21 protein-coding genes are annotated in these 24,987 nt (G+C 51.9%); 2 read left to right on the forward strand and 19 right to left on the reverse strand.

Going from position 1 to position 24,987, the window contains the following annotated elements; genetic code table 11:
• Positions 1-71: 71 nt before the first annotated feature.
• The 17 genes from GNG26_RS20915 to GNG26_RS20995 all read right to left on the reverse strand — a co-directional run bounded on the left by GNG26_RS20915 (position 72) and on the right by GNG26_RS20995 (position 19,349).
• Entirely contained in the window at positions 72-779 is a 708-nt protein-coding gene (locus GNG26_RS20915) for a response regulator transcription factor (protein WP_231604169.1), read from the reverse strand.
• 104 nt (positions 780-883) lie between these two features.
• Positions 884-1,429 (reverse strand): fimbrial protein, encoded by a 546-nt coding sequence (locus tag GNG26_RS20920; protein ID WP_156239959.1) that lies wholly within the window; start codon positions 1,427-1,429, stop codon positions 884-886.
• 28 nt (positions 1,430-1,457) lie between these two features.
• Entirely contained in the window at positions 1,458-2,543 is a 1,086-nt protein-coding gene (locus GNG26_RS20925) for a fimbrial protein (RefSeq protein ID WP_197080118.1), read from the reverse strand.
• A gap of 14 nt (positions 2,544-2,557) precedes the next feature.
• Entirely contained in the window at positions 2,558-5,104 is a 2,547-nt protein-coding gene (locus tag GNG26_RS20930) for a fimbria/pilus outer membrane usher protein (protein WP_156239963.1), read from the reverse strand.
• A gap of 103 nt (positions 5,105-5,207) precedes the next feature.
• Complete coding sequence (locus tag GNG26_RS20935) at positions 5,208-5,882, reverse strand: molecular chaperone (RefSeq protein WP_156239965.1); 675 nt, start codon at positions 5,880-5,882, stop codon at positions 5,208-5,210.
• A gap of 77 nt (positions 5,883-5,959) precedes the next feature.
• Positions 5,960-6,481, reverse strand: coding sequence for a fimbrial protein (locus tag GNG26_RS20940; RefSeq protein ID WP_103824734.1), 522 nt, complete (start codon positions 6,479-6,481; stop codon positions 5,960-5,962).
• 1,065 nt (positions 6,482-7,546) lie between these two features.
• On the reverse strand, positions 7,547-8,281 hold the full coding sequence (locus GNG26_RS20945; protein WP_114316466.1) for an SDR family NAD(P)-dependent oxidoreductase: 735 nt from the start codon (positions 8,279-8,281) through the stop codon (positions 7,547-7,549).
• A 2-nt stretch (positions 8,282-8,283) separates the two neighbouring features.
• On the reverse strand, positions 8,284-8,532 hold the full coding sequence (locus GNG26_RS20950) for an acyl carrier protein (protein ID WP_103824732.1): 249 nt from the start codon (positions 8,530-8,532) through the stop codon (positions 8,284-8,286).
• Between the two features lie 72 nt (positions 8,533-8,604).
• Positions 8,605-9,420 carry a MaoC/PaaZ C-terminal domain-containing protein gene (locus tag GNG26_RS20955; protein WP_197080119.1) on the reverse strand — a complete coding sequence of 272 codons (816 nt, stop codon included), beginning with the start codon at positions 9,418-9,420 and terminating at the stop codon, positions 8,605-8,607.
• Positions 9,417-10,679: a beta-ketoacyl synthase gene (locus tag GNG26_RS20960; protein ID WP_197080176.1), complete on the reverse strand. Its 1,263-nt coding sequence runs from the start codon at positions 10,677-10,679 to the stop codon at positions 9,417-9,419. The genes GNG26_RS20955 and GNG26_RS20960 overlap by 4 nt, the downstream gene beginning before the upstream one ends.
• A gap of 9 nt (positions 10,680-10,688) precedes the next feature.
• Entirely contained in the window at positions 10,689-12,080 is a 1,392-nt protein-coding gene (locus GNG26_RS20965; RefSeq protein WP_231604172.1) for an efflux transporter outer membrane subunit, read from the reverse strand.
• Positions 12,077-14,023, reverse strand: coding sequence for an ABC transporter permease (locus GNG26_RS20970; protein WP_156239969.1), 1,947 nt, complete (start codon positions 14,021-14,023; stop codon positions 12,077-12,079). The genes GNG26_RS20965 and GNG26_RS20970 overlap by 4 nt, the downstream gene beginning before the upstream one ends.
• Positions 14,016-15,176, reverse strand: coding sequence for an efflux RND transporter periplasmic adaptor subunit (locus tag GNG26_RS20975; RefSeq protein WP_156240223.1), 1,161 nt, complete (start codon positions 15,174-15,176; stop codon positions 14,016-14,018). Before GNG26_RS20975 ends, GNG26_RS20970 begins: the two co-directional genes overlap by 8 nt.
• Before the next feature lie 26 nt (positions 15,177-15,202).
• The gene (locus GNG26_RS20980; RefSeq protein WP_156239972.1) at positions 15,203-17,341 is read right to left on the reverse strand and encodes a peptidase domain-containing ABC transporter; all 2,139 of its coding nucleotides are present in this window, start codon (positions 17,339-17,341) and stop codon (positions 15,203-15,205) included.
• Between the two features lie 70 nt (positions 17,342-17,411).
• Positions 17,412-18,359: an ABC transporter gene (locus tag GNG26_RS20985; protein WP_156239974.1), complete on the reverse strand. Its 948-nt coding sequence runs from the start codon at positions 18,357-18,359 to the stop codon at positions 17,412-17,414.
• A gap of 2 nt (positions 18,360-18,361) precedes the next feature.
• Complete coding sequence (locus tag GNG26_RS20990; protein WP_156239976.1) at positions 18,362-19,033, reverse strand: DsbA family protein; 672 nt, start codon at positions 19,031-19,033, stop codon at positions 18,362-18,364.
• A gap of 121 nt (positions 19,034-19,154) precedes the next feature.
• Entirely contained in the window at positions 19,155-19,349 is a 195-nt protein-coding gene (locus tag GNG26_RS20995; protein WP_103824725.1) for a DUF4762 family protein, read from the reverse strand.
• 885 nt (positions 19,350-20,234) lie between these two features.
• Between GNG26_RS20995 and GNG26_RS21000 the strand changes: the two genes are divergently transcribed.
• Positions 20,235-21,884 (forward strand): alpha,alpha-trehalase, encoded by a 1,650-nt coding sequence (locus GNG26_RS21000; protein ID WP_103824724.1) that lies wholly within the window; start codon positions 20,235-20,237, stop codon positions 21,882-21,884.
• A gap of 12 nt (positions 21,885-21,896) precedes the next feature.
• On the opposite strand, the gene GNG26_RS21005 is transcribed toward GNG26_RS21000, so the two are convergent.
• A complete protein-coding gene (locus tag GNG26_RS21005) occupies positions 21,897-23,495 on the reverse strand; it encodes an STY4199 family HEPN domain-containing protein (RefSeq protein ID WP_156240224.1) in 1,599 nt (532 codons plus the stop codon).
• A gap of 152 nt (positions 23,496-23,647) precedes the next feature.
• On the opposite strand from GNG26_RS21005, the gene GNG26_RS21010 reads away from it, so the two are divergent.
• A complete protein-coding gene (locus tag GNG26_RS21010; RefSeq protein ID WP_103824722.1) occupies positions 23,648-24,172 on the forward strand; it encodes a GNAT family N-acetyltransferase in 525 nt (174 codons plus the stop codon).
• Positions 24,173-24,204: 32 nt separating this feature from the next.
• Here GNG26_RS21010 and GNG26_RS21015 read toward each other — a convergent pair whose 3' ends face one another.
• A complete protein-coding gene (locus tag GNG26_RS21015) occupies positions 24,205-24,963 on the reverse strand; it encodes an SDR family NAD(P)-dependent oxidoreductase (RefSeq protein WP_156239978.1) in 759 nt (252 codons plus the stop codon).
• Between the last annotated feature and the right edge of the window lie 24 nt (positions 24,964-24,987).

The following is a 24,987-nucleotide window of genomic DNA, read 5'->3' on the forward strand; positions in this document are numbered from 1 at the left end:
CGCTGCTGTTCCATGCTGTTTGGGAATTGCGCCCCGATACTTATCTTTATGCAATCCCCATCCTTGGTATCTTATAAACGGGCGGCAGGGCCTGTTTTTGCCATCCACGTACATTGAGCATAAAGTTCACTGTCATTGTGATAGCCCAATTTTATCATCGCATTACGCTTATGCGTACTCACGGTACGGACGTTGCGATAGAGAGTCTTCGCTATACCGGAAACACTCAAGCCTGAGAACAGATATGCAAGCACATCCAGCTCGCGGGCGGTCAGCGGAGTGCTTGACGGGGCACTCTTAGAGAGCAACCGTTTCGCTTTAGGGCTTACCCACTGCCGCTCCCCTGACATGACGGCGGAAACACACTGTGTTAATGCCAGCACTGGCTCGTGTTTGAGTAAGATACCGTTGGCATGCGATGACACTAGCAGCTCAAGAATACGATGATCGCTAAAATCAGTGCATATTATAACCTTCATCGACGGATGAGATTCGTGCAGATGCGCCAACAACCGCAGCCCATCAAGCATCAATTCATTTTCACCGCAAATGTCCATGATAAGCAGCGCTGGCAATGTACTGGCAATAGCAGAGGGAATAGAGGCAAGGTTTTGTACGGCACCGATGGGTTCGACGATCCCGCACGACTCCGTTAATACGCGCTTAATGCCCAGAGCAGTAACCGGGCTGGCATCCATAATCAACACGCCTTCGCCCACGGAGACGGCGGGAGAAGGGCTTAATGGGACATGAGGTACAGGATTACTGATTTTATTCATCTACCTTCCTTGTATTCTCAGTAACGCTCCCCTACCGGGAACGTTACTGAGTCAGACGTTTTTATTTACTCGCAGATTCTTCCTGAAGCCGCGGTTATTGCTGTTTACTGATAAGTAAAGGTAAGCTGCACTACGCCAAGGATCGACCCCGGTGTTGCGTTACCCTTAGAGCTGTACGCCCGCGCCTGCATATTGAAGGTCGTGCCTTTGCTGGTAGATTCTACGTCCTGAACCAGAGTTGAGGCATTACCCAGCGCCTGACCTGACGCTGTATTTTGCAGTTGGATTTGCACTTGTTCTGCTGTTCCGTTGTTCTTGTACATATCAGGCTCGTCCGTATCCGCCGTGCCGCTCAGCGCCATGGTAACTTTAGACGTGGTGGCTGGGCATTCACTCACCGCAATGGCAATAGGTTTCCATTCAGTTGCCGATTTAGCCTCAGACAGATCCCCCGCCATGATATTCTGCCCCAAATCCACATTCACCCCGCCTGCAGGCACGTCGATTTTGCACGGCGAGGCTTTAATGGTACCCGTGATATTCAGTTGCGTATCAGCATTTGCAGAATAGGACAGCATGCCTGCAGCCAGACACAGCAGCAACGCAGGGGCTTTTCTCTTTTGATGTATTGATAAAATTGAATCCTTCATTATTTTCCCTTACCGGTAGCGTCCGGAATTATTGTATTTCAGCACGAATGGTGGCTGTTGCGGTAAAGTCACCCGTTTCAGGCATTTTACCGGTGGTATTAAATGGAAATAAGGTAATCGACGATGTTGCTATCTGGCTGGTATAATCCATATTTAACGGCAATTCTCCACCATTCGGGTCGAGATTATCTCCCTTTGGATTCTTCATTCTGACGCCCACATCTTTATTGGTTGTCGATAAGGCAGTCGGATCATTCATATCCGGCGTTCCAGAGAAAGAGAGGCTGACCTTCACCCCTTCGGAAATATTGGAGCATTTCACATTCAAATTGACGTTTCTAGGCGTGAAGTTTTTAGCCATTTCGCCTTTCGTCGTAATATCGCCAGCCATAATATCTTTGAAATCCACATCGATAGTGCCCCCGCCATTAATCACGCATGATTGCGGTACTGTAACTTTTCCGCTCATCCAAACCGTTGACACCGGCTCGATGGACTGAGTCTTGTCATCAGTAGCGATATACACATCGGTAACCTTAGTTACCGGAATGATTTGTTCACCCACAAAGGGCCGCCGGAAATAGAGGGAAATACTACCTTTCGAGCCGGTACCATAGAGAAAAGTGTTGCACCGGACCGGTTTGTTCCTATTAGACTTGTTGGTAAAAGGCGTCGCGACGTCTTCATCCCTGCCGCCAGCGATCCATACCTTGCTGGCCACTGCCAGATAGTCATTAATGGCGTAAAATTTCAGGTCACCGTCGGTATGTACCAGCTCTCTTTCAGGTACTTTTGCGGTAATCCAGGCAGGCCCGTATTCTCCGGTACAGTCACAACTCACGTAGTAGATGCTGCCAAGGTTCCATTGATAGGCACCGTTAATCGTCCTTCCGGCCACGTTCTCGGTAGGATCTTTTAACGTGTAATCCATCAGAAAGTCATAGCGTTGCGTCCCGCTGTCTGATCTGCATGCGGCTGCCTGTACGGAGGTGCTCAGCATCCAGCCCGCCAATGCCAGGCCGAATAATGCGCTGCTTTTTTTACCGGCGATACGACGCCATGGAATGTGGCGTGAAGTCTTATCTGCGACAAATGTCATCGTGCGTTCGGTCATGTCCATATCCCGCCTTACCGGCAGTCTCCATTAATAATTTGAATCCCCGCCGTGGCCGATTGCGAAGGTAACGTATAACTCACCCGACAGGTCTGCGCCTCTGCGTTACCCCATTTCGCCATAAGCGTTCCGGCATCGGCCATACCCGACAGATAAACCTGACCGCCATCGCCGACAATGCTGCCATCGTCTTTTGTGCCATCCACCTTGCTCACCGTTGCACCGAAAGGCACCGGTTCGCCATTGGCACGGAGCAGCGTCATTAGCACACGTTGTCCGACACTCGGGTTAAAGTCTGCGCGCACGACGGCACCGCGGGTAGGAATGACTGACGCACTGGTCAGCGTCATATCCACATCTTCAGGCAAGGTTAAGGTATCAAGATAAATCTGGTTACGTCGGTATGCCGTGGCGTAAGGCACCACCGCATAGCCGCGCCAGTCGGTTGTCACACCGGTGTTGTTCGAGATGGTTACACCGTCCGCGCCCGGCGCTTTTACCAGCACCACGGTTTCATTGAGCGGCTGTGAAAGCGTTAAGCCGTTTTCATGCAAGACAATGCCGCCTTGCAAGCCATAATCCAGACGGCGCTGGCTTTTATCGTAACCATAACCCGCGTTAATTTCCCCGTATCCACCTCTGTAATCCGCGCTGGCGTAGCCGTTCGCCCCTTCTCCCTGAGAGGTATAACCCTGGGAGAGGCTGTAACTCAGGTTGTTATCAGCAAGCGCCGTACCGTTGAGACCAACGTTATTTGAGGTAGTACCATTTTTGCTGCTGTTAAGGTTGTAGGTTGCGTAGCTGTTCGGTAGCCACTGACTCAATGGAACACTGACGTTCACGGCCACGATCTGATCGGTATAGTACGTCCGCTTTTTGTGCTGATCCTGACCATTGCGGCTATAGGTGTAGTTGATCCCGTAGGAGATCCCTTTCCAGGAGTTGTTATACCCAACACCAACCGATTCGGTAGAACGGTTGTTATTCCAGTAATCTTCTCTTACCAGGTTAAGAGAGAACGCACCGGCTTTGTCCCCCAGGTTTTGACTCAAAACCAGCTCGGCACGGCTTTTCTTATGATCGTTAAACTGACCATTATTTCCGGTGTAGCTATCCAGCGCCTCCTGCAGCGTGTAAAAACCCGCGGTGGAATAGCGGTAGCTGGCAAGGCTGAAGTTGGTGCCGGTTTCAGCGAAACTTTTACCGTAGCGCAGACGGTACGACTGGCCGCTGTCTTTCTCTGCGTGTTCCAGCTTGGTCCATGCCTGCATAACGTCTGCAGAAAGCGCCCCGAAGCGGCCCAGGTTTTGCCCGATCCCCACAGCCAGCGACTGATATTTGCTCGCCGCCTGCATGCCGCCATACAGCGTCGCGCCGAACGGTAATCCGTACATGGCAGTGAGCTGCGAGAATAACGTCTTATCAACGTCATCGTTATATGAGCGGTACTGACCACTGGTGACGCTATACTTCAGGCGGCCTTCACGCTGGAGCACAGGTACGGAAGCAAAAGGTACAATCATTGTTCGCTCGGTACCGTCAGCTTCTTTAATGATCACGTTCAGATCGCCACTACCCGCCGTCGGATAGAGGTCAGTGATGGCGAACGGGCCAGCTGGTACGTAGCTCTGGTAAATGACGTAACCATTCTGGTATATCGTTACCTGCGCATTGCTGCTTGCAATACCGCGTACCACCGGTGAATAGCCTTTCAGGCTGTCCGGCAGCATGTCTTCATCGGAAGCCAACTGTATACCGCGAAACGGTACGGAATCGAAGATTTCACTGGGTGAGGTGCTGTCGCCCAGGGTGAGCTGACTTCTTAGAATATGAATGTCGCGTTGCAGATAAGTGCTGATAGATTCCCAGCGCTCGTTTCCATCACTGTCGCGGTTCCAGGTCGAATAGTTACGTAGACGCCAGGCCCCCAGATTCGCTCCAGAACGCAAGTTCAGGTAATAGTTATCTGAGTTTCTACTGTCGCCATTTCGCGCCTCGGTATTTGCGCCGCTGAAGCTATAATTTACGAGTAATGCTGGAATGCCCTGATCCCACTTATCCGGAGAAACGTAACCACGAGCCTCGGCATTAAGCGCTATCTGCGGCATGCTCAATTCAAGGCGTTGTTGATCGAATCGAAATTTTGCAGAAGATTGCGCTATCGCACCGGTAAAGTTGGCGCATTCATCTGTGACCTTAATACCGGGGAACATACCAATTTTCACGCCTATTTCCTGCAATAGCTCTCCACTCAAACAGGGATAAAGGCTCTGATTACCGGCAGCATCAACAACAAGGGAAAATTTAATGTCACGGGTAACTACTTCTGATCCGTTAAGATAGATATCAACACGATAGGTGCCTGGTGCCTGTAAGTCGCCATCTTCGAAAATAGATAAATCCGCTTTTCCCTGGCCTGGATTATCGATTTCGAGTAACGCAGGATTAAAATATTCCGCTGCGTGCGTAAGGGCAGCCCCGCCCATTAAAAATGTTAACAAGCAGGCAAGACGAGTACGTGAAAAATGGTTCGAAGTATGGCTCTTCGTAATTTTATTCATATTATTTTCCCATATACAAACGCAGCCATTTGATAATGAAATTGATGACTAACGTTCTTCACTTCCATGCTCAATCAACGCAGCGACACTCTGGTGATTGAGTTCAAATACCAACAGTGAGAATTTTGCTTGTGCCGCCATAATCGTTAATAAACTGCCAGTTCAGCGAATTCCCTGAAACGTTGCCCGGCAAATCGAAGCTGGCCTCTGATTGCGGCGCAACCATAGTGGCGTTTTTTACTTCAATCCCATTGATATTAACTTTGAAAAAATTAATATAATTTGGGGATGGGTTAGTGACCTTCAACTGATTACCCATTCGTTTCCAGGTCAGGCTTTTGGCGGACTCTTCAAGGGAATTATTAACACTAGCGGGACGGAAAATGAGCTTAATACGCGTTTTCACTGCAATCTGCAGTGTATTTTCTTGCGATTTATTAGCAGAAGGGATCGATTTAATATTGAGCCAGTACATCGACTCTTTATTCTGTGGCAGATTGCCGCCCGCACGCACGATACGCAAAATGTTTTGCTGATTGCTGTCCAGTCGGAATAAAGGAGGAGTAACAATAAACGGTGCTTTATCAGTTGTCCCTGCGCCATCTACCCATGACTGAATGAGATAGACATTGTTGTCAGGGTTACTGACATTAATGGAACTTTCTTTTTTTGCGCCGTCATAAATTACCCGTGTTCCCCCTACCACCACGCCCGCCTGCGCCGTCGTGACTAAGGTCATTAATAATGCAGCCACCCCTGTAGCGTGCCATCTATTCATGCTATCCCTGCCTGTCTCGAATGTTCAAAAAGACCAGAGGCATACCTTGCCTCCAGTCTGATTTAGCTCAGTGAAAATTACTGATATACGATAGTGAACTGAGTAACAGCGTTTGCCTCACCCACAGTGACTTTATCAGACAGGGCGATATAACCTGCGCGGAAGCTCAGGGTGTTAGGACCAGTGCTGGTCAGGCTGTAAACAGATGAGTCGGTATACAGTGGAACGACTTTATTCTGAGCGTCAGTAATCTGAATACCGACTTCTTTAGCGGTCTTTTCACCTGCGGTCAGCGCCAGAATGCCGTTGTCACCAGCTGCCTGCTCACCGTCGAAACGAACAACTGCACCTTTTACAGTATCCGGGCAATCTTTCAGTACCAGTTTGAACCCTTTAGTACCAGAGATATCGCCAGCAGCTTTGAATGCATTGCGGCTAATGTTACCCAGAATCACTGACTGATTCAGAGAATCTGCATCAACAGTACAAGCTGCATCGGTAATAGTACCAGTGAAGTTAACTGCGCCATCAGCAGCGATTGCTGAAGTAGCGAAAACGGAGGTAGCCATCAGAGCAACTGCCAGAAGATTTTTTTTCATTAATTTGTCCCTATTAAATATGTTACACGACAACGCTATGTCATTTCCTTTATTTAGTTCCTGAAGTCTCCACCGCAGTAAATAAAACGTTGGATGGGTTCCCCCTAAATCCCAACGATTCATGTCGAACTAAATTGGAGCACAATTTAATGAGATGGTAATTTCATGTCAATACTGATTCCCTTACTCGGCTTCCATTTATGTTTAACTTTCTATTTCAGTACGTTACGCTCTAAACCGTTGTTTTTATCCTATTTATCGGGTTCGGTTTTTTCTTGTATTCATGAAACTTCTTATAGGGACTCTAAATAAACAACAGAAAAATGAATTACGCTAAAATTTATTGCCGCTCATTTCACGACATTTTACGCTGCGGCATGGCGATATATTAGTTTTAAGAACCAAAAAAAGTCACCTTAGTTTAACACCATTTCTTTTAAAGATTTTTTCACACCAAACTCACAAAATTTATTTAAAACTTCCAGTATTACCCGTAGTACACAACAAAACTGCATCCTGAATAGTGCGGCATCCTGACTGATTTTTGATGAATCGCGTATCGTTTCCCCGAGCAAACTTTGCTAAAGCAGACCCGCACTTTAACACTTGAGGCGCTACATTCATTGTCATCCTGACGGCCTCAAATAAGTTTCTCTGAAGTAATTCAGTTCGCTAATCGATACGGAAAAAGATAATTTATTTAAATGGCGCGCTAATGATTTATATTCTTTATCTATAGAAAACGACATCCGATAAGATACAGCCACACTTAAATCATACTTTAAAAGAATAGTTATTGTTTTCTCCGGCTGGAACTATGCGCTTACAAAATGATTTTATCCTGCTGTCAGCGGTCAGCACCATAGGTTATTTCTTAGATTTTTTGCGTACTTTTTGTGATGAAAAAGACGCTATTTTTTAGAATAGTGAGAAATATCTCAAATTTATACGATTCCAGACCTAATGCTCAGTAAAATAAACCTGGCAGGAGACTGTTTTTTGTGTGAATAAAAAGACAGGACGCCTTGCGTCCTGTTTGAAGTGAATAGAATGTTGTCATTCTGATCAGGCGGAAAGGCCACCATCCAGAATAAGAGTTTGTCCGGTCATATAAGTGCTGTCGTCACTCACCAGCCATGCCACCGCACCAGCGACTTCGTTTACTGTACCGAAGCGTTTCATCGGAATGGTTTTGTGCAGCGCAGTCAGTTTTTCTTTAGGGATATTGGCCAGAATATCGGTGTCGATATAGCCGGGTAGCAAGCAATTGACCCTGACGTTAAAACGCCCTAACTCCACTGATAGCGTCCGTGCAAGGCCAATCATGGCCGCTTTACTCGCTGCATAGGCACTTTGCCCACTATTGCCCTTCACACCGGTAACTGACGACATCATTACTATAGAACCGCCACCTTCTATCAACATCGGCTTAAGCAGATGCTGGTTAAAATAGAAGACAGCATTTAAGTTCGTATCCATCACCTTACGCCAGTTATCCGGGTTTTGGTGAATGTGCAATTCATCAAGCGTGATACCGGCATTGTGCACTACGCCGTGGGGCGCACCGTAACGCGTCAGTAAATCAGTGGCGACACGCGCCACAGCCTGCTCATCACTTCCGTCACATTGATAGCTTTCAACCTTACCCGGCAGCGTTGCGCAGGCCTGTTCAACCTCCCGAGCCGCGCTTTCACCCTGATTCCAGGTAAATATCACATTATATTCTTTCGCCAGACGCAGCACCGTAGCACGTCCGATCCCACGGCTTCCGCCGGTGACTAATATCCATTTCCTCTGCATAGTTAAAGACTTTTTTCGCTGAGATACTGACATAGCTCGCGAAGCGTAATATTCACATTATTTGTGAACAGTTCAGCTTCAATGGTGACGCCAAATTCTTTCTTTGCCAGCACCATAAGTTCCACATAATCCAGGCTATCGAGCTTTAGCTGATACAGAGGCATGTCCGGATCCAGATCTTCCATTTCCATGTCTTTTGCATCGCACAACATCTCACAAACTTTGCTATAAACTTCATCAAAAGGTGTCATGATTTATTCCTTTAATTCAGACTGTTGAATGTTATTTAGGGTTAATTGCTCTTTTTTATCAGCAATCACCTGTCAGCCAGCCAGCGAGCCGGTTTTCAATGTAACCGTGACAGACATCAACGGCTCATTGACACGCCACGCCTGAATGCCCGCCACTAAAACCAGTCCAGCATGTTTATTGCCCATTACCAGCGTCGGCAGGATCGCATAATCGATAGCGTCAAAACGCTGACCACTCTCATTTTGCCGTAACAACCGGGGTGAAAAATGCGTGTCATGGTGCGTCTGAACAACCTGCACCAGGCTGAAAACATCGCGCAGGCTATTGGCCTTATGCTCAGGGATAATGCTATGCACCGTCTCGAGCGTTGCCGGTGCATTGACTAACTGGCGGAACAATATCGCATCAAGGAAAATCCACAGCGGAGCAACCTGTCCGACATGAGTCAGAAACTGGGTATACAGCACCGCCAGCTCTTCCCCTTCAAGCGTATTCACCTGAGCGGCAGGTGATAACGTCAATGAGTTAGCGCCAGTGATTTTACTACTGATGCTGGTCTTCTGTGTCTGAAAATTCACCAAATTTCCGCTCACCTGCATCTGCTCACGACGCACCACTTCTTTTACAGGCAGCTCATAGGGTATTTCACACATCACCGGCTCGCGAAGACGACTGCTGAATACCAGACCTTCCAGTGACGATGCATGTTTTTCCACGGCAGCACTGAGCGCGGATTTTACATCCAGCAGCGCGCGCATGCCGTGTACGCATAATCCGTCCACCCCCAGACGCTTCGCCTCGTTAACGTCAAAATGAATGGGATTATAGTCACCCGAAAAGGCCGCCCAGCGTTTGGCATGTTCCAGGCTGTAGCTTAGCGACATCATTTCCCCCTGCCGATCACCAGCGCCGCGTTCGCGCCGCCAAACCCGAAGCTGAGGTTGAGGGTTGTGTTTAGCGCTGCCGGGCGATGGGTATTGGGTACATAATCCAGATTGCATGCCGGATCGGGCGTAGCGAGATGACAGGTCGCAGGCATCACCTGATGCTCAAGGGCCTGCAAACAAACGATCGATTCAAAGCTGCCAGCGGCAGCAATCAGATGGCCAGTATAGGATTTCGTACTTGAGCAAGGCGTGGTGTAAGCCGCCTCGCCCAGCGCAATCTTCATCGCCTCGGTTTCATTAAGGTCGTTAAGCGGCGTAGACGTGCCGTGGGCGTTGATATAATCCAGTTCCCGGGCGGTAACGCCAGCCTGCTGAAGGGCATGGCGGATGGTTTGCACCCGCGCAATTTTGTCTTCGGCCGGCGCGGTAAAATCACTGGCATCGGAGAAATTACCGTACCCGAGAATTTCGCCAAGAATAGTCGCACCACGTGCAATAGCAGATTCACGCTCTTCGAGACACAGCACCGCCGCCCCTTCGCTTAGCACAAAGCCATTACGATGCAGGCTGAACGGACAACAGGCGCGCGTGATCTCTTCCTGCTCGCTGGCCAGCGCGCCAAGCACGTCAATATTCCATACTGCTGAATCAGAACGCAGCGATTCTCCGGCCCCCGCCAGCATCATGTTTGCACGACCATGTCGGATAAGTTCAAACGCATCGCCTATCGCGATGGTCCCCGTCGCGCAGGCTGCGATCGGTGTATTTTGATAGCCACGGAGCCCCCACAGCAGGCTGACTGCCGCCGTGGCCGAGCTGGGCATCGAGAAAAAGCAGCCAAAAGGGGAGCCCACCCCGGTGCGCATATAATCTTCGTAATAAACCTGGGTTTCGTCCTGACCTGCCCAGCCGGTGCCCATGATGGCGCCGCAATCGCGCAGATCGTAATAGTGCTCAGGCTTTTCATCGCCAAACGACATCTGCATGGCCTCTCGCGCAGCGGCCAGCGTAAGCCGTGCATAACGTGGCAAGCGGCGTCGGATGGCGGCAGGTACGCCTTTGAGTGAAGGCTCCTCATCGATCAGGCCATAAAAACGGGATTTGATCCCGGCGGCAGATTTGTCGCAATAACGGTAGCCGAGTTTGTAATCCATGATGGCTGCCCAGCTTTCAGCGGCATTCATCCCCAGCGGTGTTACTGCCCCATAACCCGTAACCACTACCCGACGCGGCGCGTCCATCGTCTGTAAAGTGTCCATTGTCATGGCTTATCCTTGTTTATTCATCGTATTGTCTTCCCCGCCCCCTAGCGCCAACCAGAGTTTCATCGTGGAATACAGGTAGTTGTACTGGTTTGTTACCAGCGCGTTTTCGCTGACCAGCAGCGCATTCTGCGCATCAAGTAACGCCTGATAACTCACCGAACCGTGGTGATACTGGCTTTCCACCAGCACCAGCCGCTGTTGGCTCAGCGCCAAATCGTTCAATAAATGCTGTTTTTCCTGCTGCCAGGTCAGGCGCTGCGACATCGCGTTATCGATATCCTGCAGCGCACTGTAGGAGGCGTGACGAAACTGAATCGCCGCACTCTGGACATCCAGGCCGGACTGGTCGACGGTCAGTTGCACTTTGTTCCACTGGATGAAAGGCAGATCGACCGCTGATCCCAGCGTTCGGGCCGGGTTGCTGAACCATTGCTGAAACACAGCAGCACCGGCATTCAATGAGGCACTGAGCGACAGCGAGGGATAAAAACTCAATCGCGCAACGTCTGAACCCGCCAGCGCGGCACGCAGTTTCAGTTCGGCGGACTGCACGTCCGGCCTTTTGGCGATGGTTTCCAGTGGCAGGCGCTGCGCCACCGGTACACGCTGATGGAGATCCAGCGTCTGACGTTCGGCAGGGTACTGTCCAGGCGGGCGGCTGAGTAGAATCGCCAATGCATTACGGCTTTCATCGCGCTGCTGGAGTAAATCACGCAGACTAATTTCACGGCTCAACACCGTCTGCTGCGCCTGCAAATAATCGAGCTGGCCCAGATCACCCGCCTTCCAGCGGGAGGTCACCATGCGCAGAGTTTCTCTGGCAATCTCCAGACTCTGCCGGACATTGCCGATCTGCTGATTCAGGCTGGCAATCTGCCAGTAAAGCTGAGACGTTGTGCCAATAAGCGACAGCGCAGTAGCCTGTAAATCCTGCTCCGATGCTTTTGCCAGCCAGTCGGACTGCTCCCGGATACGCGCCAGTTTTCCCCAGAGATCCAGCTCGTATGACGCTGAAAGAGCGTTGCTGTAGCTTTCTGTCGGCGTAGTGTCGTGATGCAGAGACTTAGTATTACTGGCTCTTCCGCCTGCGGTGACGTCAGGCGTCAGATTAAGATCCGATATCCCAGCCGCCAGTCGCGCCTGGCGAAGCTTGATCCCTGCCAGCGCCAGATCGTTATTGCTCTGCAACATGGAAACGATCAGGCGTGACAGCTGCGGATCGCCAAAATTATCCCACCAGTGCGGGGAAAATTTCGCTACGCCCTCGCCAGTATCCTTCACACGCCAGGCGTCAGGTACTGACAGCATGGGTCTTTGATAGTCGCTTTTCAGCGCCTGACCACAGCCAAACAGCGTCAGCGTCATGGCGGCAATGATGAATGGGTTCAGTTTCATTCGCGGGCCAGCGCCTCCGTGGGATGCAGGCGGGCCGCATTGCGCGCCGGGAAAAAGCCAAAGCCAAGCCCGATCAGCGCGGAGAAGCCACAGGCCAAAAGGATGGGCGGCCAGGTGAAAATCATGGTGAATTCCTGCGTAACCAAAGAAAAAATCAGCCCCGCCAGACCCGAGCCGATAATGCCAATCAGGCCGCCGAGGGAACAAATCACCATCGCCTCAATCAGGAACTGACGCATGATGTCCGCAGGCCGGGCACCGACCGAGAGGCGAATGCCAATCTCATGGGTCCTTTCCGTTACCGACACCAGCATGATGTTCATCACCCCGACGCCACCTACCAGCAGAGAAATTCCGGCAATCGCGGTGATCAGCAGGGTCATCGACTCCGACGTTTTACGAATCGTCTTCGTCATCTGATCGTTGGTCATGGTGAAGAAATCCCGTCTGCCGTGCACCGAATCCAGCAGTTGCTCGACATCTCGCTGAGCAGCATCGAGTGGATAATCGTCGGCGATACGCAGGGTAATGGACTGCAACGGCGTATCACCCGACATCCGCTCCAGCAGCGAGGTATAGGGGATCCATGCGCCGAGTTGCTCGCCGAAATATTTCGGCCCTTTTTTCTCCGCTACGCCGATCACTCTGTAAGGCACGCCGGAAAGTTGAATAATTTCGCCCAGCGGATCCTGCCCGCCAGGGAATAGCGTGCTGCGCACGTTCGGATCGATGATGACCACCGGCTCACGTTCATCCAGATCGCGTGCCGTGAAACGGTTCCCATTAACAAAGTTCAGCCCCTGCACACGAAAGAAACCGTTACTGACGCCCGACAGGGAGACAACAACTTGCTTACCGCCCCGGACCGCCATAGCAGTTTTATTCACTATCGGCGACAGGCTGTCGATGTATGGCTGTTTGCCGAGCAAATCCACATCATCCAGCGTCAATGCCCGTTCAAAATCGGGCCGCAGTTTGTCCCAGCCGAGACCGGGCCGAATTTCGACCGAGCTGCTTCCCAGCTGGCTTATCTGGCTGAGAATGCTCTGCCTTGCCCCTTCACCGACTGCCATAGAAGAGACAACAGAAGAGATGCCGATGATGATGCCCAGCATGGAAAGGAAGGCGCGGATCCGATGCCCAAGCAGGGAGCGCCACGCCATGCGCACCGCTTCCTTGATGCTCTGCCAGACAGGCGTTCGCCCGGTGGCGGCTATGGCTGGAAGGTCATGGGATGTCACCTTCGGCATAACTGGATTGACCCGGTCAGCCACAATCTGGCCGTCGTGGATTTCGACAATGCGCTGGCACTGTTCGGCGATACACCGGTCATGGGTGACGATAATAAGCGTATGCCCGGCCTGATGAAGTCCATGCAAAATGGCCATCAGCTCCTGGCCACTGGTGCTGTCGAGCGCCCCCGTGGGCTCATCCGCCAGAATCACCGGCGCGCCGTTCATCAGGGCTCGGGCGATACTGACGCGTTGCTGCTGCCCGCCGGAGAGCTGTGCAGGCCGGTAATTCATGCGCTCACCAAGACCCAAGCGAGTCAACAGATACTCAGCCCGTGTCCGACGTTCAGGGGCAGGCATATCGGTATACAGTGCCGGAATGGTGACGTTTTCGATGGCCGTCAGATAGGGCATCAGGTGATAGCGCTGAAAGATAAAGCCCAGATACTGGCTGCGCAGCTCTGCGAGTTGTTCGCTGCTGGCCACCTGCGCAGGGATATCCATAATGCGCATTTCGCCTTCCGACGGTTTATCCAGGCAGCCAATGATATTCATCAGCGTGGATTTCCCGGAACCCGATGCACCGATAATGGCGACCATCTCCCCCGCCTCAACGCGCAGGGAGATATCCTTCAGCACAGTTACCGCAGCGCTGCCCGAGCCAAAATGGCGGGAGATATGTGAAAGTTCGATAACCGGCGCGTTAGCCATGCGCAGCCCCGGTCTCATTTTGCACAATCACAACGTGCTCGCCTTCGCTCAGGCCCTCTTTCACCTCAACGAACTGACGGTCGTTGATGCCCACTCGCACCTGCCGCAGTTCGATCTTATCGCCCTTCATTACCTGCACCTGATAGCGATCTTTCCCCTGCGGCTGACCCAGTGCCATCAGCGGCAGGCGCAGCACATTTTTAACCTGATCGGTGATGATGAACACCTGTGCCGTCATAGAGGTACGTAGCAGATGGTCGGGGTTCGGTACGCTGAATACGCCATCGTAATAGACGGCGGAGGCTTGTTGCCCCTGGGGACGGGCACTGTCATCCTGTAAAGCGTCACTCGGCGCATCCTGAAGTGTGCCCATCACACTTTGATATCGACGTTTAGGATCGGCCACAACGGAAAACCACAGCGGCTGGCCGGGACGGACTTTCAGAATGTCTGTTTCTGAAATACGCGTGTGCACCGTCATGGTATCAACGTCGGCCAGCACCAGAATGGTCGGCGCGGTCTGCGAGGAGACAACGGTCTGTCCTTCCCGGGTAACGATACCCAACACCTGTCCGTCCACCGGCGCCATAATCTGCGTATAGCCCAGATTGGCTTTTGCCGTTTCCAGCGCCATCCACGCCTGTACGATCTGCGCTTCATTGACTAACAACTGCGCCTTCTGCGTATCGAACCTGGCCTGCGCCTCCTCGAGATTGCTCTTCGTGCCGGATCCGTCGCGATCCATCCGCAACTGGCGTTTAAGCTCAAGATCATACTGTTTGAGCGTGACTTGGGCGGCCTCTTTCTGGGCGATGGCAATATCCAGCGCCGCCTCAGATTTACGCAGCTCGCTTTGTTGCAACGCCGGGTCAATTTCAGCCAGCAGTTGACCTTTAGTGACGCGATCGCCGGCACGAACGTGCAGTTTTTTTAACTGACCATTGACCTGCGCACCGACATTCACCTGTACAGAAGGTTTGAGGATGCCGGTCGCCAGGACGGTCTTCTGAATATCACCGCGTTCAATTACCTGCGTAACGACCGGCACCTCGGTCCCGGACCACATACGTTGCACAGCCAGCACACCGACAATCACCAGCGCCACGGCCAACACGCCCAGGGCATAAAAGGTCTTGCGGTTTCTGCCCGCCATAGCGAGTAATCGTTTGATCGCAACTCTCACGCCAGCTCTCCTTCAGGGAGAATGGTGGACACAGAGGGGTTTTCCACCGCTTCTATATGGCCTTTTCTCATTGCACAGAGGCGGTCGAACAGGTGTAGCGTCGTTTCACTGTGCGTTACGACGATCAGCGTTTTTTCATATTCACGGCAATGATCGATAAGGGTTTGCATCACCTGGTGAGCGGTCTGTTCGTCAAGATTGGCGGTCGGCTCATCCAGCACCATCACCGGCCGATCGCTGTACATTGCACGGGCCAGCATCAGACGCTGACGTTGCCCAAGCGACAGTGCAGGATGGCTCTCGCGAATCAGGGCGTTCTGTTTTCCCGGGAGACGATCAATCACGTCGGTCAGGTTCAGCCCGTGCAGGGATTTATTGATGCGCGCCTGTTTTTTGGCGTCGTACTCGCGATCAAACAGCGTGATGTTCTGCAATACGCTGGTGTTGAAAAGGATGTCCTCCTGGCTTTGCAGGAAGAACAGTTTCTGCGCCTGACGACAGTTTACCGGCTGCCCGTCGGCGAGGATCTCCCCGGACTGAGGTTCAATAAGCCCGGTAATGACTTTGAGCAACGTACTTTTTCCCGCGCCAGACTCGCCGATAATCGCCAGTGATTCACCCCGACGCAGCACTATCGACACATTATCGAGCACCGGTTTGCCCGGATCGTACGCATACTGCAGCTCACGATAGTGAAGCTGATGATTAAACGCCACCGGCGGCAGTAGTGCGTCGTGACGTTCTTCTTTCACCTTCGGGAACAGATCGGCGGCACGGGTATCGATCACGTGCAGCTGGTTTTTGCGCAGAACAGAGAAGAAAATCTGGGTGATATAGGCGGTAAAAATCTGGCGCACAAAGCTATAGGCAAAAAACTCACCCAGCGAGATGCTGTGATTTTTCAGCAGCGGCAACGCCAGCAGCATAAAAAAGACCATCTCGAGACTGCCAATCAGCTGATACAGGCTGCCCTTTACCTGCTCATATATTTTCTGTTTCTGCCGACAGTCAAACAGGGAGATAACATAATTCGCGAATGCGGCCTGACGCTGGCTGGTCAAGCCAGCCGATTTCAGCGTCGCAAATCCCTGAATGGTCTCCAGCAGAAAATCGCTTTGCTCCGCGCTCTTCACCTGCATCTGTTGCGTAAAATAGCGGTCCCGGAAAATAGCCCAAACGCTGACCAGCCCCATCAGCGTTACGCCAGCGGCAGAAATGGCGGCCAACAGTGGGCTGATGTAGCACATGACCCCCAGCGCAATGACTCCCACCACCCAGTCTATTCGCAGGCCGTTATCCAGCTCGATTTTTTGGGCTGCCGCCATTTGCCAGTTGGAGAAGCGGCTGAAGATTTCCCCTGGGCTGCGTTTTTCGAAGAACGCGAGCGAGTTCGTCAGAAGATGAGCAAAACCGCTGACGCTCTGCATCACCACAAAACGTTTGATAAACCGCTCGGTCACGCTGCGCACAAAGAAAGCCAGCAGAGTTGAGACGACAAAGGCCAGCAGGTAATAGAAATATGGAAATTCTGTTTTACCGCCCGAGGAGAAAACGTTGTTGATAGCAGAGCTGACCATCACCGGCATGATAAACAAGGTCAGTGAAATCAAAAACGCCAGCAGCATCAGCCGATAAATGCCGGGGATCGCCGCGGTCTGTTTTAAACTCATGCACTCCAGAGCGCGAAAATGTCGCGTGCGTTTGTGTTTCTCCAACGGCGGTGCGGCACTTTCCGCTTCCTGGTCGAGAACCAGGGCATAACCGCTGATTTCAGATTTCAGCGCGGCGATGGGTAAGAGCTGCTCGCCAATCGCCGGATTCATCACGCAAACATAACTTCCCTGGCGGTAGGCCAGCAGCACATAGTGGCTCGCACCGTAATGCAAAATGGCAGGTAACGGGAGTTCTGCGAGTTCATTCAAATCGAAGGCGACCGGATAAACGGGGATCGCCAGTTCGGTCAGGATATCGCACATGGTTGAGAGCGCGGTGCCGTGGGCAGACGCCGGAAAGCGCTCGCGTAACTCATCAAGAGGCGCATCGACGCCCTGTGTTTCCGCCAGCATGGAAATACAGGCCAGCGCGCATTCATTTGTTTCTGCCTGATAAACCATTTCGGGAATGATATGTTCCATAATTGACACCTTTGAACGTCCTGTTCTCATCTGTAATATCACTAGCGCCGCGCTGTAAACTTATACATTTTCAATCATTAATGAAGAATAAAGAGTGTGAATGCCATAGCATCCAGTCGGTGGAATACTCGCGAATACTCTGTTCAATAATTCCCGGCATTTCATCTTTCAATTTTTTTGCCGGAACCGGATCATGAATGCGAATTTTCAATCCGTTATCGTAATAAAGATGATAAAAAACCACCTTCGCTGACATCATTCTTGCCAGCCGGATAATGCCGCTGTGTAACGTAGCCGGGCGGCCAAACAACCGGCATTTTAATTTCCCGGCTTTGTCTTTACTGGCAAATTGCGTAAAGTCAGGCGTAATATCCGGGAATAAAATAATATTTCGCTGGTTACTCGCGGCATCCATTACCGAGGTCATCAGCGTTCCCGCAATGTTTTTATTATCCTCGTGTATAGAACAATACGTAAGATCCAGACCACCCATTTGCCGTTCGGCTGCGGAATAGACATCGGCACTGCGTGACGTAATCACCGTCGCCTTGCCAGGGTACACCGTGCCGCCGATCATGGTGCTGAGTATGTCCGAGACCATATGTAACGGGGCGAGGATCACCGACTGGCCTGCGCGCTGCAACGGTTCGACGACAGCATTGAGTTGTGCCGTACAGGCTGCAAGCTCCTGCAAGGCCCAGCGATTTTGCCCGTAAGTGACGGCCTGGACCAGTAACTCACGCCGCTGCGTCAGCCAGATATAGTCAAATGCCTTGTTATCATGAAGCAGGCACTGACGGTTAGATTGTGCGACGACGGCCCGCAATTTTACATCTCGCCGTGTCAGCCCCAGGAAGCGGCTTACATGCGAGAAAGCGAAGATGACGCGATAGTGCATGCGCCGGAATAATAAGCAATGTGCCCTGTAGCTGATCAGCCCGAGCTTATGTAATGCCAGCTGATATTTGACGGCGAGGTTTTTCCACACCAGCGCACACCACAGGGCAAAAAATTTCATTATTACTCCGCCGCGCGATTGGTTTCTAATAACGTGATTAATTTGTCCGCGAAAGTTGAGAAATCACCTTCCTGAAGCGCGACCCATTTTTTATTAACAATAAATGACGGCGTTGCATTGATATTATAATGCTGAGTAACGCGAACCATATAATCCATACGCGCTTTTACTTCAGCGGACTGGCTAACGGTATTATATTTATCCACGTTAATATTATTCTTTTCCAGCCATGCAGTGCGCTGCGCTGGATCGCCTAAATCAACCTTATCATTGATCACCGCCTGGTAGGCGCTTTCACGGTGCGCTTCTTCGAGCCCCATCACCTGTAGGGTGGCGAACACCGGCGCAAAGCGCGCTAGCCCACCTTGCTTATCGAGATTGAAATGAAGACGTACCAGTTTCTTCCCTGCGGGCAGGCGTTTTTCCAACTCAGACACATTTTTTTCATTTACTGCACAGAAATGGCAACCGTATGAAAAAATTTCAATAATATCCTCTCCGTCAGCGATTGGGCTTTTCGCTACTTTATCAGCTGACAGTGAGACCAATGCTTGCTGTCCGCTATTATCGGCGTTATTGAATACGAAATAATGGAACCAGGCAGTCGTAATCAACGATGAAATGACGGCGATAAAAATGGTGTAAGCCAGAATAAGAAGAATTCTTTTTTTCATGGGAGGCTTTTCATCCTGAAAATAAAAGTAGGAGAAGCTCTAAGGGGGCGTTGTAAAAAATTACACAACGCCCTTCAGAATAATCAGAAATTATTCCATTTAACTAAGAGACAGAGGTTTCTTAGCCGACATCTGGGCAGTTAGCCTTGTCTGAAATTTTATAAGTTCTGGTTACAGCGCCATTTTTGTCAGTGCAGGTCTTTACATCCGCACATACGTTAGAACCATTAACTATCATTAATTCATAAGTGTTTACACAAGTTTCGCAAGTACCGCCAATAATTGCGCTTGCTTCAGTCATGTTGATCTTTTTCATTTTAATATATCCTTATTTATGAGTATTTCATTTTGAACAAAGTGCGTCTGATATATTTACAGCAGAATAATACATTACAGAAGACCCATTCCTTTTTACACCGAAATAACAACGCTTAACGTAAAACGTTAAGCGTTGTTATTTCGGATTTACGCATTGTAGCGATGCTTTTTTCTTTGAGCAATATGCCCCAAACAGCCTGAAACGTACCTCATTAAAGAGGGCGTCATTTGGCTGACAGGATTTTTTCCATAAAAAATCGTGTTAATAAACGCAAAAATAAAAAAAAGCTCACCAAATACCTGTTTACCGCTTTCGGTTCGGCAGGACTTTTCTTAGAAAAACTCAAGAGTACAAGATCATTACACAATATTATTTTTTCTAAAAAAGGTTGTACCGCTCTTCCCAAGGGGATTAGCTTTCGATTACCCTCGTTAAACTTACGTTTATGCCCTTGTACACGTTAAACGCACGTATCCTTGCCGCTATGCGGGCCAATAAAATATAAATACACATAGATTGTGTTATTAATCAATAACAACAGGTCATTTTACGCAAGCAGAGAATTTCGCGTACGTCTGCATTCGGGGAATTTTTGCACGCGCAAAAGCGTATCGCTTTAGCGGCAAGGCGGATGCTGTCGCCTGATGCCCTCTTAACGGCATAGCGAATGATCCGAATTTTATTTGCTCTCTTTACTGTGGATTGTCCTGTTTACTGTCTGAAAAACATCGACATGGCGCCAACCGCTCACTTTTTTGCTTCGTAGCAAAGCGTGATCTACCGCACATTTCCCTCACCACAGACCGAAGCGAATGTCTAAGATTAGTAAGCAACCGGATAAAACCAGACCCGAGATAACGCTAACCGGAGGTCCTGACCACCATGTTCAACCAGAAAATACGCACTGTAGAGACCGTAGAGTTCGACATAGAACAAGAACTTCTCTACGAAATCGATCCCTGCGAGTTAAAACTGGATGAAATGCTCGAGGCGGAGCCGGAACCTGAAATGATTGAAGGGCTGCCCGCATCCGATGCGCTCACCCCTGCCGATCGCTACCTTGAACTCTTCGAGCATGTTCAGTCGTCGCGACTGTTTGAAGACAGCAAAACCTTTCCCGACTGTGCGCCGAAAATGGATCCGCTGGATATCCTTATCCGCTATCGCAAGGTGAGACGACACCGGGACTTTGACCTGCGCCAGTTTGTGGAAAACCACTTCTGGCTGCCGGAAGTGCTATCGAGCGAATATGTCTCCGATCCCTCTTTCTCGCTCAAAGACCATATCGATAATCTGTGGCCGGTGCTGACCCGAGAGCCGCAGGATCATATTCCGTGGTCGTCATTGCTGGCGCTGCCGCAGGCCTACATTGTGCCCGGCGGGCGATTCAGCGAGACCTACTACTGGGACTCCTATTTTACCATGCTGGGGCTGGCCGAAAGCGGCCGCCACGACATGCTCAAGTGCATGGCAGATAACTTTGCGTGGATGATTGAAAAATACGGCCATATTCCTAACGGCAACCGCACCTACTATCTGAGCCGCTCGCAGCCGCCGGTGTTTGCCCTGATGGTAGAGCTGTTTGAAGAGGATGGCGTGCGCGGTGCTAAGCGCTATCTGGACCATCTGAAAATGGAGTATGCCTTCTGGATGGACGGCGCAGAGTCCCTGCTGCTCAACCAGGCTTACCGCAGCGCGGTACGTATGCCGGACGGCTCTCTGCTCAACCGTTACTGGGATGACCGTGACACCCCAAGGGATGAATCGTGGATAGAGGACGTCGAGACCGCCCGCCACTCCGGGCGTCCACCTAATGAGGTCTATCGCGATCTGCGTGCCGGGGCCGCTTCCGGCTGGGACTACTCCTCCCGCTGGCTGCGGGATCCGAGTCGGCTGGCGAGTATCCGCACCACCCAGTTTATCCCTATCGATCTCAACGCTTTCCTGTTCAAGCTGGAGAGCGCCATTGCGAATATTTCGGCCTCAAAAGGGGATAAAGAGACCGCGGAGCGCTTCCGCCAGAAGGCGAGCGATCGTCGCGAGGCGGTTAACCGCTATCTCTGGGATGAGGAGAACGGCTGCTATCGCGATTACGACTGGCGCCGGGAGCAACTGGCGCTCTTTTCCGCGGCCAGCATCGTGCCGCTGTATGTCGGTATGTGTACCCATGAACAGGCAGAACGGCTATCCGATGCGGTAAAAGCACGCCTCCTGACACCGGGCGGTATCCTTGCCACCGAGTATGAAACCGGCGAACAGTGGGATAAACCTAACGGCTGGGCACCGTTGCAGTGGATGGCGATTCAGGGGTTCAAGCAATACGGCAACGACTCCCTGGGGGATGAAATCGCGTGGAGCTGGCTGCATACGGTAAACCACTTCTACAAAATGCATCACAAGCTGATTGAGAAGTACCACATCGCCAGCAGCCAGCCCCGGGAAGGGGGTGGGGGTGAGTATCCCCTGCAGGATGGGTTTGGCTGGACTAACGGCGTGGTGCGCAGACTTATTGGCCTGTACGGGGAGCCATAACTCCCCGCATTCTCAGCGGATCACCTCATAAATGGCTGTCTGGATCGTCTGCCATTTTTTGGTACTGGCGTCCGGCTGGGCCTGGGCTCGCCGCTTCGCCTGATCCATCTCGCGTCGCTGGCGTTCGACCACCGCCGGAACGGTACAAAACGCCTGGAGATACTCTTTGCGCAGATCCGTCAGCGGTTCGCCCGCTGACATCGCGTGTGCGAGGGTGTTGATAAACTGTCTGCAGGGCTTGGCCTGCCCCATCTGCAGGCGATAGCGCATCAGGACATCCAGTACCTCCCGATGCCCCACCGACAGGGCATGCTCCGTCCAGGAGAGCTTCCACTCCATTCCCGCTTTCAGAAACAGCAGCGCCACGCGGGTATCGTTCCTGTCGATCGCCGCGCGGAAATTATTCTCATCCCAGGTGACGCCCATGCGCGTCAGCGCTTCGCGGGAGGAAGGTAATTCACGCATCTCTTCCGCCGCGGTCTGCACAGGAGGCGAGGCGCTACTGGCCGCCTGGGTCGGCGTGCTGCTTTCCATTAACAACCAGGTGCCCGCCACCAGCATTCCCATCACCATTACCCCCACCGCGCCCCACAGCCCCACCGAGATCAGGTGATCGCGCTGCTCCGGCGTACGCGCGGGCCGACGGTTCGGTTTATCGATGGTGTCGCGCACCTCAAAAATGTCATCGCCGGTGGCCCGGCATTTTTCTCGCGCATTTTCCCAGAAGAGCTCCAGCTCGTGGTTGCCTTCTGCCATCAACCCCGCCGGGTTCACCGCGGTACGGCCCTCGTTAAAGGCACGCTGAACGGGGCCGGCAATCTGGGCGTAATAGTTGTCCAGCAGAAGGATTTGCGCAGAGGTCAGCGGCTGCTGGGCGATGATGTTGTTGCGGATCAGCCGGATATCATCAAGAAAGGAGTGGAGCGTTTTACGTGGTTCCATCATCAGCGTCAGCAGAGCGGGATCGCTGAACAGCGCCGAATAAGAGCGGGAGTACTCTTTCTTGTCCACCAGCATCAGTGCCAGCTCGCTAAACATCATGCCGCCGAGGGCATCGTTGCGTTCGCCCTGCTGCAGCCAGCGGCGGACCCTATCGGCGCCGAATAGCGTTTTAAGGTGATTGTTCAGGCGCGTTGGATCCGGCCAGGCCTGCATAATTAACCCTTTAAGCATCAGTTCCAGCGCACGCACCTGCTTCCGGGCATATTGCTGATGAAACTCATCGCCGGGGCTCATTTCGGTACTGTAGGTTAGCAGCGGCTGCTGCAAACGCAGGTGTTCCAGCGCCGTTACAAAGCGCGTCGCGGCAATCAACTGGTTGTCGCTCACATCCTGCCCGCTCTCATACTGCGGCACCCGCTGCTGCAAAAGCCGTAATTGCAGGGTAAATTGTGAGAGCTCCGCATCGTTGAGGTTCAGGCGTTTTGCCACGCTCGCCCAGCCCCCCAGCGCCAGCCTGGCGGAATCCAGTTGCTCAAGGAACCAACGGGGATCTTTGCCTTCGGCAACATGCACCTTTAACAGGAGCAGGATCTCCACAGAGGCCTGACGAATAATTCCCAGACAGCGTTCAAACTGCTCGCGGATCACGTGCGATTTACTGAGGGTCATCATTTTCCTTTAACTGCCGCGCAAGGATTCAGGCGCAGCGAACGGAGAGCGGTTGTTTTTTAAGTGGTTATACCAGATTAAACATACCCGATAACCGCCACTATTTCAGTGATAATGTTAATATCATTTACAAAAGCTCCCGGAGACCTGGCATGCCTGTGCTGCACACCCCGCGTTTAATCTGTTCCCCACTGCAGGAAGAGGACTGGCCCTTTTTTCTTTCTCTGCAACAACACCCCGACGTGATGCGCTACGTGGCCGAAGCCCGCCCGGAAGAGGCCATTCGCGAAACGTTTACCACTCGCCTGCCCGCGTGGTCGCCGGGCAGTGACCACTGGCTGAGCCTGGTGGTGCGCGATCACAATCAGACGCCGCTCGGGGTCACAGGCTATATTCATCGCGATGATGATTGCGCCGAAGTGGGGTTCCTGTTCGCCCCGCAGGCGCAGGGTAAAGGCTACGGCTTTGAATCTTTACAGGCGGTGTGCGATTACGCCTTTATGCAGGGAGGCATCCGCCGTTTAACCGCCACGGTGACGGCGGGCAATATCGCCTCTAAACGCCTGCTGGAAAAAGTGGGTTTTGTGCTGGAAGGTGAACTGCGCGAAAGCTACTGGCTGGCAGGTGAGTGGCATAACGACTGGCTGTTTGGGCTGTTAAGAAAAGAGTACTGCTAAGCGTGCCGCGGGGTTCCCTCCCCGGCACCTGATTACAGGAACATCCCCCCGGAGACCTCAATGCGCTGCGCATTCATCCAGCCGAGTTCGTCGCTGAGCAGCGCCGCAATCGCATCGCCGATATCGTCCGGTAACCCAACGCGGCCCAGCGCCGTCTGGGAGGCGATCTGCTGATTGATCTCTTTGTTATCGCGTACACGACCGCCGCCAAAATCGGTTTCGATCGCTCCCGGGGCGATAATATTGGCGGTGATCCCGCGCGCGCCCAGCTCTTTAGCCTGGTAGCGAGTGAGCACTTCCATAGCACCTTTCATCGCCGCATAGGTGCTGGAGCCCGGTAGCGCAAAACGGGCCAGGCCAGATGAGACATTCAGGATCCGCCCGCCGTTTTCCATCAGCGGTAACAGCCCCTGAGTCAGAAAGAACGGGCCTTTGAAATGGATATTCATCACTTCATCAAACTGCGCTTCCGTGGTCTCCATATAGGGGGCGTATAAACCCACGCCTGCGTTGTTCAACAAATAATCGAAGGTGTTGCGCTGCCAAACCGAATGCAGTTTTTCACTCACCTCAGTGACGAACTGTTCAAAGCTGGCAATATCGCCGACGTTCAGCTGCAATGCCGCTGCTTTTACCCCTTTTTGTTCAATTTCGCGCACAACTTCGAGCGCTTCCTGCTCGCTCCGGTTGTAGGTCAGCAGGATGCCGACACCTTTTGCTGCCAGCTTCAGCGCCGCGTTTTTACCGAGCCCGCGGCTGCCGCCGGTCACTATTGCAATACGTTCAGTCATGAGAAACCTCGTTTCGGCTGTTGT

Source organism: Leclercia sp. J807 (genome assembly GCF_009734465.1).
Taxonomy (GTDB): Bacteria; Pseudomonadota; Gammaproteobacteria; order Enterobacterales; family Enterobacteriaceae; genus Enterobacter.